This window comes from Pseudomonas sp. KBS0707, assembly GCF_005937945.2.
GTDB lineage: Bacteria > Pseudomonadota > Gammaproteobacteria > Pseudomonadales > Pseudomonadaceae > Aquipseudomonas > Aquipseudomonas amygdali.
Genome location: NZ_CP041754.1, coordinates 2,993,327 through 3,007,975, shown reverse-complemented (window position 1 = coordinate 3,007,975; position 14,649 = coordinate 2,993,327). Strand labels below are relative to the sequence as shown.

Genomic DNA, 14,649 nt, shown 5'->3' with positions numbered 1-14,649 from the left:
TCAGTGCGTTAGCCGATCAACTGCATGTTCCGTCGCAGGTGCCATCAGACTGGCATGACCGATTTTGGTACCAGCGCACCCGGGTGTTGAATCACCACACTGGCCAGACGATGACCTGCTTCGGCAGCCTGTCGCGGGTGTTCCCCCATGAGCCGGGCGGCCAGATAGGCAGCGCTGAACGAGTCCCCTGCTGCCGTGGTATCGACGACATGCTCGACCTTTTGCGACGCAATGTCGAAACGCTCGCCGCCGGCTTCCACAAGACAACTTTGCGCGCCGCGCTTGACGACGATCTCACCGATGCCGCGACCTCGATAGGCCGCCAGTAATTGCTCACTGTCGGCATAACCATAGAGCGCCTGCTCATCGTCTTCGGTGAGCAACGCCAGATCCACATGCTGCAGGCATGCCTGATAGGCCTCGCGAGCCTGCTCCACGCTGGCCCACAGCCGAGGCCGATAGTTATTGTCGAAGGCAACCCTGACCCCACGTTGACGAGCACGGTCCAGTGCTTCCAGCAATCGGGCGCGGCCTTGCTCGCCAAGTACCGCCAGGGTGATACCACTGAAATACAGCACGTCGTAGCTGGCCAGCGCCGCGAGGATCGGCTCGGCCGCAGGCGTCATGAAACAGTCCCGCACGGCGGCTTCGTTGCGCCAGTAGAGGAAACGACGCTCGCCATTGGCATCGGTCTGAATGCAGTAGAGCCCGGGTAAACGCCCCGGCAGGCGTTGCACCTTGCCCAGACCAATGCCTTCATCGGCCCAGATCCGGCACATTGCATCGCTGAAGCTGTCGTCACCCAGCGCCGTGACGTAATCCACCTTGGCCCGCTCACCCAACAATCGGGCAAGGTAAACCGCCGTATTGAGCGTGTCACCGCCGAAGCTCTGACGCAGGCTGCCGTCGGCATGCTGCTGTAACTCGATCATGCATTCGCCGATCAGGGCGACCCGTGGAAAGCTCATGAGACGATTACTCCTGCCAATACCGGAATTAGAAATACGTGCTGAAAGGCTCGATCACTCGCATGTCATTATCCACCAGACAACCTGAACGCCACTTGTCGAAGGTCAGACACGGGTGTGAGGTACCGAAGGAAATGATATCGCCGACCTTCAACTCGCATCCGGGCGCGACTGTCATGAAAGCGTGCTGATCCATCACGGCGGTCACCTTGCAGGCACTGACGTAGTCGCCTGATGCAGGCTGCACACCCGCCTTGTAACGCAGCAGCGGGTTGGGCAAGCCGGCATCGTAGGCAACGTCGCGCTTGCCCATGGCGATCACCGCAAAACCCGGCTCCGGCATGGACTGCACATGCGCCCAGACCTCCAGCGCAGGGCGCAGCGCTTCGCTCAGCTCGGCACGTCGGTCCAGCACGCAGCACTGCGCGTCCTTGTAGATGCCGTGGTCATGCACCACATAACTGCCGGGGCGCAGCACGCTGAGGAACCGTTCGCGAACGGCCCGGGCATCGAATGCTTCAGCGATCAGGTCGTACCACGCCGAGCCGGATGCAGTGACAATCGGGCGATCCAAAGCGAATGCGCCCTTGTCCTGCAGGTCGACAGCCAGGCGCACCAGCGACGCCGCAAAAGCCTTGATGCCATCGATGGCATGGTCGCCGTGGATGACGCCTTCGTAACCCTCGATACCCGTCAACGCCAGCGCCGGTTGCGCCTGAACAGCATCCGCCAGGGCCAAGACCTGCTCTTCGGTACGGCAGCCGCAGCGTCCACCGGGTACGCCATATTCGATCATCACGTACAGGCGCAGGCCGCGTGCCGCGAAAAACTGGCCCAGTGCAGCGACATTGTCCGGGTGATCGACCATGCAGTGAAACTCGAACATCGGGTCAGCCAACAGATCGGCAATCACCGCCATGTTCGGCGCGCCGACCAGCTGATTGGCCATTAACACCCGCCGTACGCCATGCGCATAAGCGGCCTGGGTCTGGACCGCCGTGGCGAGGGTCATGCCCCATGCGCCCGCGTCCAGCTGTCGCCGAAACAGCGCTGGCACCATGCTGGTCTTGCCATGCGGTGCAAGCTCTGCACCGCTGTCAGTGACAAAACGTTGCATCCAGCGAATATTGTGATCCAGCGCCTGACGATGGATGACCAGTGCAGGCAGGCTGACATCAGTGACCAGGCTGTCACCCGGTTGCGCAATACCCTTGTCCATTACGGCGGTGCTCATCAGTAATCTCCTGCAGTTATTCGTTGATTCGACGAGCCAGGCCGTTGGCGCTGTCGATCAGCACCCGCCGATAATCGTCGTAATCGGTCTTGGCATCGGCACGCGGCGCGACAATGCACAGGGTTGCGATGCACTGACCGTGCTCGTTTTTCACCGGCGCGGCGAAACAGTGCGTGAAGGTGTCGGCCACGCTATCGAAGGAGAAAAAGCCCTCTTCGCCTGCCTTGCGGATCTCCCGCAAAAAGGTTTCCAGCGGCAAACGCTCGCCACCTGGGAGGATGAAATCGTCGGGATCAATCAGGTCGATGATCTGCTGATCGCTCAGGTGGCTGAGCAGCAGACGTCCGGAAGCAGTCCACGGGATGGGCGCGTTTTCACCGATGTCCGAGGAAATCCTGAAATGCCGCTCACCCTCTTTCATCAGCGCAACGGTGTATTTCCGGCCGTTGAGCAGGCACATCTGCGCGGTTTCCCGCGTCTGGCTGACGATCTCGCCCAGGCAGACTTCCGCCTCGCGAGTGAAATCGAAGTGGCGCAAGTGCGCCTGACCGAGGAAGTACAACTGACGGCCAAGGTAGACATGCCCGTCCTTGCCGACCGTCTCCAGAATACGCCGCTCCAGCAGCGACGCCACCAGCTCGTAAACCGTCGATTTGGGGCTGCCGATTCCGCTGGCAATTTCGTTGGGACGCATGGGTCTGGCCTTTTCCTTGAGGAAATCCAGAATATCGAACGCCCGGTCCAGTCCACGTGCCCGGCGCTTGATTGTGTCTTCAGTCATGGCTCATTCCTTAAGTAGAGCTGTAAGCCAGATAACCCGAGGCTTCTGGCTTGAAGCTGCTACTTGCGCCTATAAGCAATACAGTCGATTTCGACCTTGCAGTCGACCATCATGCTGGCCTGCACGCAAGCGCGCGCCGGTGCATGCTCGGGGCTGAAGTATTCACCGAACACTTTGTTGAAACTCCAGAAGTCCCGTGGGTCTTCCAGCCACACGCCGACACGTACTACGTCTTCGAGCGCATAACCGGCTTCGTCGAGGATCGCGATCAGGTTACGCATGGTCTGGTGGGTCTGCTCGACGATACCGCCGACGATAATCTCGCCATCCTGCGCAGGCACCTGGCCAGAAACGTGCAACCAGCCGTCGGCCTCGACTGCTCGGGCGAATGGACGTGGCTGGCCGCCCCCTGCGGTGCTGCCTGCGCCATAACGGGTAATAGTCATGAGTTTTTCCTTGTCTTGAAGCATTGGACGTCGTGAAACGTTAAAAACGGATGTTCTTGAGAAACTCGCTCAAGCGCGTCGATTTCGGTTGTTCGAACAGTGTCTTGGGTGGCCCCTGCTCCTCGATGCGCCCCTGATTCATGAATACAATCTGGTCTGAAACCTCATAGGCGAAACGCATTTCGTGAGTCACCAGCAGCATGGTCATGCCGTCTTCGGCCAGGTCCTTGATAACGCTCAGCACTTCGCCGACCAACTCCGGGTCGAGCGCAGAAGTGACTTCATCGAACAACATCAGGCTGGGATTCATGGCAATGGCACGGGCAATTGCGACCCGCTGCTGCTGACCACCGGACAGTTGACCGGGGAAGTGATTGCGGCGCTTCAGCAGCCCGACCCGGTCCAGCCACTTTTCCGCCAGGGCAATGGCCTGATCCTTGGGCATCTTCTTGACCTTGAGCAGGCCCAGGGTCACGTTCTGCAGAGCGCTGAGGTGCGGAAACAGGTTGAATTGCTGAAATGCCATGCCAGTCATTGCCCGGTGCTGTGCAATAACCCGCTCCGGATGACGGGTGCGCTTGCCGTCTACGTCGCTGTAACCGATATCCTGCCCTTCAAGCCGGATATGACCGCCCTGAAACTCTTCCAGCAGATTGACGCAGCGCAGCAAGGTGGTCTTGCCCGACCCACTGGAACCGATCAGGGTAACAACGTTGCCTTTCTGCATACGCAGATCGACCCCCTTGAGCACTTCCACTGCGCCATAGGACTTGTGCAGGCCTTCGATGCTGAGCAGCGCCGGGCCGGGGGTTGCGGTATGAGTCAGTGTCATGGCAATGCCACCCGTTTTTCGATTTGCCGCCCAAGAAGCTCGATGGCGTAATTAATGAGAAAGAACAGAAAACCTGCAAACAGGTAGAACTCCAGGGTCATGAACGTGCGCGCAATTACCTGCTGAGTGCTCAACAACAGTTCAGCCACACCGATGACTGAAAGCAGTGTCGAAGCCTTGACGATCTCGGTCGAGGAATTGACCCACGTCGGCAGGATCTGGCGCATGGCCTGCGGCAACAACACATAGCGCAGCGACTGATTGAAACGCAGCCCGATCGCCTTCCCAGCCTCCAGCTGGCCAGCGGGAATGGCCTGCAGGGCACCGCGCACGATTTCCGATACGTGAGAGCCGCAGAACAACGTCAGGCCTATTGCGCCAGCTTGAAACGCGCTGATTTGCCAGCCCAGCGCTGGCACCATATAAAAGACTGCCAGTACCAGCACGAACACCGGCGTACCGCGTATCAGATCCACATAGAGTCGGATCGGCAACCGTGCGAAGAATCCGCCGTAGGTCAGCACCAGACCGGCCAGCATGCCGATCAGCGTGCCCGCAGCAATCGCCAGCGCCGAGCACTGGATACTGGTCAAAAAGCCGGACCAGAGCACTTCTCGCGCGGTCCACAATTCCTGCAACCAGCCAGGGGGTTGATACATGACAGCCTCCTAGCGGCGAATCGCCAGACGTTGTTCGAGGGTGCGCAAGAGCATGGCGATCACATAGCAGGCCACTACATAGAGTGCAGTAGTCACCAGCCAGGTTTCGATCACCCGGTAGCTTTCGACGTTGATCTTGCGCGCGTAGTAGGTCAGCTCCGGCACCGCAATGGCGGCTGCCAGTGAAGTGTCCTTGAACAGCGAAATGAAGTTGTTGGATAGCGCTGGCAACACGTTGCGCAACATGACCGGCACGATGATGTATGCCCTCACCTGCCACTCGCCCAGACCGATGGCCAACCCTGCTTCGCGCTGACCTTTGTGGATGCTCAGCAAACCGGCACGGAAAACTTCGGTCAGATAGGCGCCAGCGTACAGCGACAGCGTGACAATGAACGGCGCCAGCTTGTCCAGGCGAATGCCCAGCCCGGGCAAGGCGAAGTAGATCAGCAGGATCAACACCAGAATGGGCGTGTTGCGCACCACGGTGACGTAGATCGACGCGACAATGCGCAGTGCCTTGTAACGTGACAGCAGCGCAAATGCATTTGCCAACCCGATCACACAGCCGATAGCGATCGAGATCAGGGCCAGTTCCAGCCCCAGGCCCAATCCCGCCAGCAAGCTGGGGAAGTCACGCCATACGGCATCAAAATTCAATTGATAATTCATGCTTGCCCGTACCTCGCAGGGAAAGCCCGAAGGCCTGCCCTGCCCTTGAAGGTCAGAGTGGACTTATTTGTATTCCATCGGAAAACCGATTGCAGGCACAGGCAGATCGACACCGAACCATTGCTTGAACGAGGCGGCGTAAGCCGGGAACTCGACACCGGTCATGGCTTCATGCAACGCGGTGTTGACGAAGTTCAGCCAGTCCTGGTCGCCACGTTTGACCGCACAAGCGTAGGTTTGCGGGCTCCAGGCAAAAGCCGGCGAGCGGTAGCGGCCGGGGTTCTGCACCATCAGGTACTTCACCGAAGACTGGTCGGTGGCTGCCGTGTCGGCGCGCCCCGAGTTGATCGCCTGGTACATCAGGTCAACGCTGTCGTACTGATCGACCTTGGCCTTGGGCAGTGCCTGATGCACCAGTTCTTCGGCATATACGTTCTGCAGCACGGCAACGGTCACGCCGTCGCCTGCAGCTTTAAGGTCATCTATTTCCTTGTATTTGCTGTTGGCAGGCAGCAACAACGCTACGCCTTCGCGGTAGTACGGCAAGGTGAACGCCACCTGCTGTGCACGACTGGCGGTAACGGTGATGAACTGGCAACTGATGTCGACCTTGTCGGTCAGCAGGTTGGGAATTCGCGCATCCGAGGACTGCACCACGAACTCGACCTTGCTCGGGTCATTGAACAGGCCCTTGGCGATGATCCTGCCGATGTCGATATCGAAACCCTGCAACTTGCCGTCCGCTCCCTGAAAATGCCATGGGGCATTGGTACTGCCTGTACCCACCACCAGATTGCCACGTTTCAATACTGCATCCAGCTTGCTGCCTTCGGCGGCCTGAGCCGCGTTGGCCAGCGTGAATGAGGCTGCAAGGACAAACGCACAAGCTTTCACAAAAGAAGGTCCGCGATGCATGACATAGACTCCGCCGAAGTATTTTTATTCCGCTATAGCGGACAATGGTATGAGGGTGTAGACAAAATCATGTAGTGAGTCGGCGCGCGAGTATTCGAGCCTCGGCCAACCAAACCCATGCCTCGCTTACCGCAAAAAGGCGATCATGATGCATGATCAGTCGCCGAGCTCTCTCATTCCAGGCATGAGTTCGCTCCACTACCCATCGCTTGGGCATGACCACAAATCCAGTCTGAACAGGCTCCACGGAAAATAGATCGCCTTGTTCAGAGTGCCATTGCCCTGTTCTTCTGTTATTCGGGCCACGGATCACTTGAACATCGATAGCGTGCAGTTGATGGGTGCGCTGTGCCCATTTTCCTGCGTACGCACTATCAACAAAAAGCGTGCTCAGTGACGGATATTTTTCCTTCGAGTACGCCACCGCATCATCCGCCGCGTCACGATCCTGCACGCTTGCAGCACTGATACTGACAGCCAGCAGCAGGCCCAATGTATCGACAATCAGACTTCGTTTACGCCCCTTCACTTTTTTGCCTGCGTCGTAGCCGCTGTCACCGCCTTGAGGAGAACTGCGGGTCGACTGTGAATCCAGGATCGCTGCTGACGGGCTGTCAGCGCGTTCTTCCCGCTCACGCCATTGAGCTCGCAAGCGATCATGCATTTGCTCGAACTTGCCTTGAGCGCTCCACCGGCGGAACGTTTTGTAGACATTGTCCCAATGAGGAAAATCGCGGGGTAGCATTCGCCATGAGCACCCCGTGCGTACGACATAGCAACAGGCTTCCAGCAACGTGCGCCGAGAGTGAAGCGGTGGCACTCCTCGTCCGCCCTGGCTTTCAAACAGGTCGGCGACCAGTGCCCACTCGGTATCTGTCAAGCAACTCGGATATAGCTGCTCCGGCAGTTGGCGGCGGTGGGTTTCATTGTAGCCATAGGCTTTATTAGGTTCAGGTGACTGAAAACTTCCCTTGGCCCGCTGCTTTACACGCGTAATCCCTGCCATTTTCAACGCTTTTGCAAAGGTGTCGGGATGCGCAGTGATACCGGTTTCGGCGAAGAATACGAGCGCCAATTCGGCCTGGCTGGAATAGGGCTGTGCATGAGCGAGTTTCACCAGCACGGGATAGTGCTCGGCGGCAATCGAGCGAGGACGTCCGGTTTTAGGCATGGCTTGAGGGCTATTCAGACAAGGGAGTGAAAGTTTAATTTATTTTGTCTACACCCTCTATGTAACAACGGAATAAACAGCAGAAAGTGTGCCATACGAGGCCTGCGAAAAACACCGCATAAAAATGTCGAGGCAAATCAAAAGGCTGGAGATGAAGGAGTTGATAGCTGGGTGATATTACGGCTTGAGGGCATCGCTACCATTTGTCACGTTTGAGTGGTAAGGCCCCACTCTTGTGCGCGCGCTATCGAGTACGCAGTACTGGTGCAGGCGCAATGGTCGCGCCGCAGTGAAGATAGGAGGCAAAGCGCCATGAACTACTTGCCAATGCGGGAGCATTGGCAAGAGATTCAGTCAGAGGCAGGTAGCAATCGCAGCAGATCGCAAGGCGGCCTGGGTATCGCCCTGCGGGGCGTAGAACTCGACAGCAGTGGCAGGACCTTTGGCGTGTACGTCTGCGAAATACCTGGATTCGGTAGTGAACACGGTGAAGCCGCCACCGGAAAGATCATGCAGGAACACATCTGAAGATGTGCCAAACATCGCTTCGTTCTGCCAGGTCACCTGAATGCACTGGGCAACGGCGGCATCCTGCTTGGCACTCGACAGGACCTTGAATGGCCCTGCCGCACGTGCTGAGTTTGAAGGCGCTGCGCACCCGGCCAGAACCGTTGCCGCAATCACCGTTGCGCTCGTCAAAAACAGAAGCTTCATGTCGTGCCTTCGCTAATGAAAAAGCCGATTCTAGCACTGCACGGGCCTGTTACCCCTCAGCCAATTGCTCTTCGTATTCCTTCACGTATTCGCCAGCCAGGCTCTGTTTCTGCTTTTCATCAAGTAACTTGCCCGCCATCTGAAAGAACTTCTGCTCTTCTTCCTTCAAGTGGTGATGCACTTTTTCCGACAACTTTTTCGCAGTCGCCAGCCAGGCCGGGCTCGACATCTCGGTTTCATCGAGTTCTTCCATCATCTCGTCCATTTCATGATGCTCGGAAATGGCATGGCGACTGAGGTCCACGCCATTGTCGTGGGCCATCAGGGGAATGTAGAAAAACCGCTCTTCGGCTGTCTCGTGAGCCTGAAGCTCATCCTTGAGCTGTTTGTAGGCTTTTTCCCGTTCGACACTGTCGCCGCTGGTCTGGATCAGTGCGTCAGCGTAACCGCGCTGACGATCATGGCTTTCACGCAATGCTTCAAAGATATTCAAGGTCTTGTCTCCAGGTCGGCTTCCGGGAGCTGGAAGCATTGTGGACTAGACCCCTGGCGAAGATCAGCAGTTCCGAAAAATGCTGGCAAATGACTACTGCGCAATAACCACAGGCTCAGGCCAGCTCGAAAACCACATCCTGAGCGCCTTCCCAAAGCGTCTTGACGCCCAGTTTGCGCAGGTTTTCCTTGCCTTGAGTGATGGTCAGAAAGTGATTGCCGGCCAGTTGCCCCATCTTGCTGGCGAAACAGCACGAACCGTACGCCAGGATAATCTCGGTTTCGCTGTAACCACCCGGATAAAACAGAATGTCGCCCACAGAAGGATGACTCGTTGCGTTCTCGAAACCGATCAACGTGTCATTCAGCTTCAGTTGATAATCATCCAGCGGCACCCAGCAGCCTTCGCCACTCCAGCGCACATGGATGAATTTCTGCCGATAAGGCAGCAGCTTGAGAAACGCTTCCACCGTTTGCGGCGCATCCGGATTGGCTTCGGCCAGAAACTCGTATCCGCCCGCGGTAATTTTGATGGTGGTCACTGCAACGACTCCTTGAAGGCAACAATGCTCAGAATGATGCGCAAGGATAAACGCGAGTCTTGTGAGGCGTCACGGAGTTCCGCTGCGCTCACAGGGACACACATCTGCAATCGTTGATCAAACAGAATTCCGCGTCAGATTTGACCCGCCGAGCAGTTTGGCGAATAGCCTATTCTCATGCGTTTCGCCCTGAAACTCATAACGTGGCGAACCTTTCACTTCATAACCCTGCCGCGGGTAAAACCCCAACGCGCGCGGGTTTCCAACCCAGACAGTCGCCCACATCAACGCCGCCTTTCTGGCCGTAGCGCGCTGCTCGGCGGCTTCGAGTAACAGTCGCCCTGCTCCACATCCAGTGAAACGTTCCTGCACATAGAGGCGTTGCAACTCGGCAGCCGTCGATACGCCAAGCATCGGGTGATCGACGCACAGCGTTACCTGAACGAAGCCGATCAGATGCCCTAGAGATTCAGCCACGATAATGAGCGCTTCCGGTTTGCCAAGCAGATGCGCAAACGCCTGCGGGGAGAACGCGTCGAGGGCTTCGCGTGCGATGGACTCACGGATGCCCTGCGTTGCGTAGGTGTCGAGAAAGACCTGCATGCCCAGCGCGCTCAGGCATATAGCGTCAGCGGGCACTGCTTCACGCAGGGCAATCGTCGATAAGAGAGGTTTGATTATCAAACAGGCAGACGCTGGGTCAGGCAAACAGACACGCAAATCATACCCGACACACGGCCTGGCCCGGCAACAAGGCCGGGGCAAGCCGCCAGATCAGTCTCAGCGACCGGTCATGAGCGATTGCAGGCGAGCCTGAGCCTGCTGAGCGTTTTTGCCCTGCTCGTTCAGCTCTTGCAGCAATTTGTTGAGTTCAGTCTGTACGACCGGATCCTTGACGGTTATCGCCGAACCGGAGATATCGATTTGCGATTTGTGCGCGTCCACATAATCGGCAACCTTCAGGCCGCTCGAAAACGTGCCCTTTATTTGCGGCAAGACTTCACGGAACGTGTTGGCGGGCACGCTCACAGTCCGGTCATACGCCTTGTCGTAAACGACTTTCAAGTCATCGGGCTGCTTGAGTTTGGCATGTGCCGCATCGGCCTTGCCCTGCTCGATGGTCAACTTCTCGCCGACCTCATCCAGACCTGTCTGCACGGCAGCCAGGTCTGCGCGACGTTGAATGACATCGCTTACCGAGCGAAAGGATCCTTTCTGCATCAAGCCAGCGAGAGGCTGCACTGCAGTGTCCATGCCCGCGCCGAAATCGGAAATAACAGCATAGTGTGAGCTGTAGTCACCAAAGGCTTTCTTTTCATCGTCCGTCAGTTTGGGAGCGTGCACGCCTGGCTTGTCGATAATTCGGGTTTGCAGGAACTGAGTGAACGCAGTGCGTTGTTCGGGCTCCTTATCCCCGCAGCCAGTCAGCAACAGGGGTAAAGCAACAGCCAGCAGCAAGACTGGACGGAAAAGGGACTTCATGTCAGGAACCTCCGGGTGATGAGAATGCGCGCTCATAGGCACGGCCCGATGAACGCGAGCGTGCTTATAGTCTCGTCATCACCTCATCTAGTTCCGCGACGGGTGAATTTTGAGAAGTCCCGTCCCCAGACCGGCTCACGGAAAATCCGCTCCTTCTCAGCTATTTGAGTCAACAAACGCGAGTACTTCATAGCTTCGGCGCGACAGCACTAGCCAGGCAAAAGCTCGCCTCGCGGCCCCCGCCAGGAAAGTTCATTAACATTTCTTCATGAGGTGAAACGTTTCAGCGGCTAGTCTTCAGCGGACCGACAAAGTGAACAACAGGAGTCAATCACTATGTTTGCACACGAGGGCCTGGGCCTGATCCTTGTCTTCATCGTCTTTCTGCTCGGAGCGATTGCGATGTTCATTCACCCTTTCCACGCGCTGGGGAGCTGGTTCAGGAGGAAGCGGCAGGAACGGAAATCCGATTAGCCATCAATAAATTCGCCACAACAAGGAGGCCCGGTAATAGCCGGGCCTTGCAGCCTCACCCTCTCCCGGCTTCCTTCCCCCGCACAGCGCCAAGACTGTGTGCATACACAGTATTGTTGCGTTAAGTGCATCTAGCGGCAGAAGCATTAACCACTAGTTTGATACTAGCCAATTAACATTAAACAATGCCGCGCGCCATGCCTTACATCCGAGAACATTGTAAAGGAATAGCAAATTCTCAAAAATGAGCCATCAATCTGTGGCGTGATGTTTCCAGTATGATACGCTTTCGAAACTCTTTGATGTCGAACTAATGGCCACCAGCCAGTAGTATTGCGCGCAAAATGTCCCAACTAATTTGCCACTAGTGCTTACAGGGTAGTCATGACTAGTCAATCCATCAATGCGACTGCTTATCTTCGCAAATCGGCTGAAGACCACACTCCGAAGCCGACCCGCGTACTTGATTTCGGCAAATGTAGAGGCACCAGAAAAGGCCCGGTTCTTCTGATTGGCTCAGGTCAATCTGCCCGAAACTTCCCGATTCAAGATTTTTCGGACGTCCCCATGATTACCATGAACGGGGCGTTCTCGATGTTTGCAGAAACGAACATCAAACCATTGTTCTACGTGTGTACTGACCGGGACTTTCCCAATCAGCAGCCCGAGCTGTTCGCTGCGGCAATGCGCGAGAGCGAGAATGTCGGCCTCTGGGAAGACCAGTTCAGCTCCGGCATTCCCAGGCCTTCCGGGCGCGCCTATGCACTGAAGAAATCACCGAGGTTATCCACGGTTGCGGCGCTCTGCTCACGAGACGACGCACTGGTCAGAAAAGTGTCTTTATGGAGTCATAGAAGCAGGGATATCGGCTTCAGCAAAAACCTGGAATTGGGGTTTTTCGACGCCCGCACGGTCATGTATCTCGCCTTGCAATTGTCCTATCACCTTGGTTTTGATAGCGTCTTTCTCGTGGGCTTTGATATGAACCAGTCTGCAGGCCGGTTCTATGAATCGTCGACAGATGTGTGCTCGCCTTGTGGACTGGACCAGCACTACGAATCAAGAATTCTCCCGTCACTGGAACTTATGTCGAAGCATGTAGTCGGGGATGATTTTCAAGTGTTCAATTTATCCGACAGCTCGCGAGTTCCGGATGAAGTCATTCCCAAGTTGAGCATTGATGAGGCTCGACTTAAAGTGAGCGTTGCCCGTTACAGCGCTAGCCGAACGTAAACGACCTCCCGATCAGGCAATGTGACGACTCAGTATCTTTCTTCTGCGACTTCTTTTGAAATCGCGCCTGCCTCTGCCTTGTGCACACGCTTTGAGCAAGGCTACCCAACAGGCTCCTGAGCAGGCCGGAACGTGGACAACTCGGCAATCCGGCACTGTCCACCATGTCACTGCCGCCCGACCTATGCGACAATGCGCGCCAATGTCTGGCATGAACCCCCACATTCATATCCCGGCAACGCGGCCATGGCAGGCTGCCGTTGCTGTAGACGTATGCCCGTTGGATCAGCTCATGCTCAGGCGGAGCAGGCTGAACAGCTCCGGTCGTGTCTCGAACACGACACCGCTGACACCAGCGCTCCCCAGTTATTGCCCAAGTTATTGATAGGTAAAGTAATTGATCTCCACAGCTAACATCACGATGCAGTTCGGCCCCAAACCCTTGTTCGAGAATGTCTCGGTGAAGTTTGGCGCCGGTAACCGTTACGGCCTGATTGGCGCGAACGGCTGCGGCAAGTCCACCTTCATGAAAATCCTCGGTGGCGACCTCGAGCCTTCGGGCGGTCAGGTGATGCTGGAGCCGAACGTACGACTGGGTAAGCTGCGCCAGGATCAGTTCGCCTACGAAGAATTCACGGTACTCGACACCGTGATCATGGGCCATGAAGAGCTGTGGAAGGTCAAGGCCGAGCGCGACCGCATCTACTCGCTGCCGGAAATGAGCGAAGACGACGGCATGGCCGTGGCCGAGCTGGAAACCGAATTTGCGGAAATGGACGGCTACACTGCCGAGTCCCGTGCCGGCGAATTGCTGCTGGGCCTGGGTATCGGCATCGAACAGCACAACGGTCCTATGAGCGAAGTATCGCCCGGCTGGAAACTGCGCGTTCTGCTCGCGCAGGCACTGTTCTCCGATCCGGAAGTGCTGTTGCTCGACGAACCGACCAACCACCTGGACATCAACACCATTCGCTGGCTGGAAAACATCCTCACCCAGCGCAACAGCCTGATGATCATCATCTCCCACGACCGTCACTTTTTGAACAGCGTGTGCACGCACATGGCCGACCTGGATTACGGCGAGTTGCGCCTGTTCCCGGGCAACTATGACGAGTACATGACTGTCGCGACCCAGTCCCGCGAGCAATTGCTGTCCGACAACGCCAAGAAGAAGGCACAGATCTCCGAGCTGCAATCTTTCGTCAGCCGCTTTTCGGCCAACGCATCGAAAGCCAAGCAGGCAACGTCCCGAGCCAAGGCGATCGACAAGATCCAGCTGGCCGAGGTCAAGCCGTCCAGCCGTGTCAGCCCGTTCATTCGTTTCGAACAAACCAAAAAGCTGCACCGTCAGGCGGTCATTGTCGATCGCATGGCCAAAGGCTTCGACGGCAAGACACTGTTCAAGGACTTCAGCTTCCAGGTCGAAGCCGGCGAACGTGTTGCAATCATCGGTCCGAACGGCATCGGCAAGACCACCCTGCTGCGCACCCTGGTCAACGAGTTGCAACCGGATGCAGGCACGGTCAAGTGGACCGAAGCAGCGGAAATCGGTTACTACGCTCAGGACCACGCTCACGATTTTGAAGACGAATCTACCCTCTTCGACTGGATGGGCCAGTGGACGCAAGGCGGCGAGCAAATGGTACGTGGCACTCTGGGCCGCATGCTGTTCTCCAATGACGAGATCCTCAAGTCGGTCAAAGTGATTTCCGGTGGTGAACAGGGCCGTATGCTGTTCGGCAAGCTGATCCTGCAAAAACCGAACGTGCTGGTGATGGACGAACCGACCAACCACCTGGACATGGAATCCATCGAAGCGCTGAACCTTGCGCTGGAAAACTACCCGGGCACCCTGATTTTCGTCAGCCACGACCGCGAGTTCGTGTCCTCGCTGGCAACCCGCATCATCGAACTCAGCCCAAGCGGCGTGATCGACTTCAGCGGTACCTACGACGACTACCTGCGCAGCCAGGGCGTTTCGTTCTAAGCCTGTCAGGCTGCTACAGCAAAAAGCCCTGTCTTGTGACAGGGCTT

The 14,649-nt window shown here is 56.8% G+C and carries 16 protein-coding genes; 2 read left to right on the top strand and 14 right to left on the bottom strand.

The window, feature by feature from the left end; genetic code table 11:
* Positions 1 to 44 precede the first annotated feature (44 nt).
* The 14 genes from FFH21_RS14165 to FFH21_RS14100 all read right to left on the bottom strand — a co-directional run bounded on the left by FFH21_RS14165 (position 45) and on the right by FFH21_RS14100 (position 10,908).
* Complete coding sequence (locus FFH21_RS14165; RefSeq protein WP_011168713.1) at positions 45 to 968, bottom strand: sugar kinase; 924 nt, start codon at positions 966 to 968, stop codon at positions 45 to 47.
* Between the two features lie 28 nt (positions 969 to 996).
* Positions 997 to 2,202 carry an amino acid deaminase gene (locus tag FFH21_RS14160; protein WP_011168712.1) on the bottom strand — a complete coding sequence of 402 codons (1,206 nt, stop codon included), beginning with the start codon at positions 2,200 to 2,202 and terminating at the stop codon, positions 997 to 999.
* A gap of 16 nt (positions 2,203 to 2,218) precedes the next feature.
* On the bottom strand, positions 2,219 to 2,983 hold the full coding sequence (locus FFH21_RS14155) for an IclR family transcriptional regulator (protein ID WP_011168711.1): 765 nt from the start codon (positions 2,981 to 2,983) through the stop codon (positions 2,219 to 2,221).
* 59 nt (positions 2,984 to 3,042) lie between these two features.
* A complete protein-coding gene (locus FFH21_RS14150) occupies positions 3,043 to 3,429 on the bottom strand; it encodes a RidA family protein (RefSeq protein ID WP_002553703.1) in 387 nt (128 codons plus the stop codon).
* Between the two features lie 40 nt (positions 3,430 to 3,469).
* Positions 3,470 to 4,261: an amino acid ABC transporter ATP-binding protein gene (locus FFH21_RS14145; protein ID WP_011168710.1), complete on the bottom strand. Its 792-nt coding sequence runs from the start codon at positions 4,259 to 4,261 to the stop codon at positions 3,470 to 3,472.
* Positions 4,258 to 4,920, bottom strand: coding sequence for an amino acid ABC transporter permease (locus FFH21_RS14140; protein ID WP_004665521.1), 663 nt, complete (start codon positions 4,918 to 4,920; stop codon positions 4,258 to 4,260). The genes FFH21_RS14145 and FFH21_RS14140 overlap by 4 nt, the downstream gene beginning before the upstream one ends.
* Before the next feature lie 9 nt (positions 4,921 to 4,929).
* Positions 4,930 to 5,592: an amino acid ABC transporter permease gene (locus tag FFH21_RS14135; protein WP_011168709.1), complete on the bottom strand. Its 663-nt coding sequence runs from the start codon at positions 5,590 to 5,592 to the stop codon at positions 4,930 to 4,932.
* Positions 5,593 to 5,655: 63 nt separating this feature from the next.
* Positions 5,656 to 6,507 carry a transporter substrate-binding domain-containing protein gene (locus FFH21_RS14130; RefSeq protein ID WP_002553699.1) on the bottom strand — a complete coding sequence of 284 codons (852 nt, stop codon included), beginning with the start codon at positions 6,505 to 6,507 and terminating at the stop codon, positions 5,656 to 5,658.
* 67 nt (positions 6,508 to 6,574) lie between these two features.
* Positions 6,575 to 7,678, bottom strand: coding sequence for an IS5-like element ISPsy19 family transposase (locus FFH21_RS14125; protein WP_004663854.1), 1,104 nt, complete (start codon positions 7,676 to 7,678; stop codon positions 6,575 to 6,577).
* Positions 7,679 to 8,032: 354 nt separating this feature from the next.
* Positions 8,033 to 8,392, bottom strand: coding sequence for a hypothetical protein (locus FFH21_RS30850; protein WP_004665522.1), 360 nt, complete (start codon positions 8,390 to 8,392; stop codon positions 8,033 to 8,035).
* 49 nt (positions 8,393 to 8,441) lie between these two features.
* On the bottom strand, positions 8,442 to 8,885 hold the full coding sequence (locus FFH21_RS14115) for a hemerythrin domain-containing protein (RefSeq protein WP_002553697.1): 444 nt from the start codon (positions 8,883 to 8,885) through the stop codon (positions 8,442 to 8,444).
* Between the two features lie 115 nt (positions 8,886 to 9,000).
* Positions 9,001 to 9,426: a DUF3830 family protein gene (locus FFH21_RS14110; RefSeq protein ID WP_002553696.1), complete on the bottom strand. Its 426-nt coding sequence runs from the start codon at positions 9,424 to 9,426 to the stop codon at positions 9,001 to 9,003.
* 117 nt (positions 9,427 to 9,543) lie between these two features.
* Positions 9,544 to 10,110, bottom strand: coding sequence for a GNAT family N-acetyltransferase (locus FFH21_RS14105; RefSeq protein WP_011168706.1), 567 nt, complete (start codon positions 10,108 to 10,110; stop codon positions 9,544 to 9,546).
* Positions 10,111 to 10,206: 96 nt separating this feature from the next.
* Complete coding sequence (locus FFH21_RS14100) at positions 10,207 to 10,908, bottom strand: DUF3053 domain-containing protein (RefSeq protein ID WP_011168705.1); 702 nt, start codon at positions 10,906 to 10,908, stop codon at positions 10,207 to 10,209.
* An 858-nt stretch (positions 10,909 to 11,766) separates the two neighbouring features.
* Here FFH21_RS14100 and FFH21_RS14090 point away from each other — a divergent pair.
* A complete protein-coding gene (locus FFH21_RS14090; RefSeq protein ID WP_004667587.1) occupies positions 11,767 to 12,615 on the top strand; it encodes an LPS biosynthesis protein in 849 nt (282 codons plus the stop codon).
* 397 nt (positions 12,616 to 13,012) lie between these two features.
* Positions 13,013 to 14,602, top strand: a complete 1,590-nt coding sequence (locus FFH21_RS14085) for an ABC-F family ATPase (RefSeq protein ID WP_002553692.1) — start codon at positions 13,013 to 13,015, stop codon at positions 14,600 to 14,602.
* Positions 14,603 to 14,649 lie beyond the last annotated feature (47 nt).

Bases quoted from the DNA above. Each gene is read 5' to 3' on its own strand.
- FFH21_RS14165 (WP_011168713.1), bottom strand. From the start codon at position 968: ATGAGCTTTCCACGGGTCGCCCTGATCGGCGAATGCATGATCGAGTTA.
- FFH21_RS14160 (WP_011168712.1), bottom strand. From the start codon at position 2,202: ATGAGCACCGCCGTAATGGACAAGGGTATTGCGCAACCGGGTGACAGC.
- FFH21_RS14155 (WP_011168711.1), bottom strand. From the start codon at position 2,983: ATGACTGAAGACACAATCAAGCGCCGGGCACGTGGACTGGACCGGGCG.
- FFH21_RS14150 (WP_002553703.1), bottom strand. From the start codon at position 3,429: ATGACTATTACCCGTTATGGCGCAGGCAGCACCGCAGGGGGCGGCCAG.
- FFH21_RS14145 (WP_011168710.1), bottom strand. From the start codon at position 4,261: ATGACACTGACTCATACCGCAACCCCCGGCCCGGCGCTGCTCAGCATC.
- FFH21_RS14140 (WP_004665521.1), bottom strand. From the start codon at position 4,920: ATGTATCAACCCCCTGGCTGGTTGCAGGAATTGTGGACCGCGCGAGAA.
- FFH21_RS14135 (WP_011168709.1), bottom strand. From the start codon at position 5,592: ATGAATTATCAATTGAATTTTGATGCCGTATGGCGTGACTTCCCCAGC.
- FFH21_RS14130 (WP_002553699.1), bottom strand. From the start codon at position 6,507: ATGCATCGCGGACCTTCTTTTGTGAAAGCTTGTGCGTTTGTCCTTGCA.
- FFH21_RS14125 (WP_004663854.1), bottom strand. From the start codon at position 7,678: ATGCCTAAAACCGGACGTCCTCGCTCGATTGCCGCCGAGCACTATCCC.
- FFH21_RS30850 (WP_004665522.1), bottom strand. From the start codon at position 8,392: ATGAAGCTTCTGTTTTTGACGAGCGCAACGGTGATTGCGGCAACGGTT.
- FFH21_RS14100 (WP_011168705.1), bottom strand. From the start codon at position 10,908: ATGAAGTCCCTTTTCCGTCCAGTCTTGCTGCTGGCTGTTGCTTTACCC.
- FFH21_RS14090 (WP_004667587.1), top strand. From the start codon at position 11,767: ATGACTAGTCAATCCATCAATGCGACTGCTTATCTTCGCAAATCGGCT.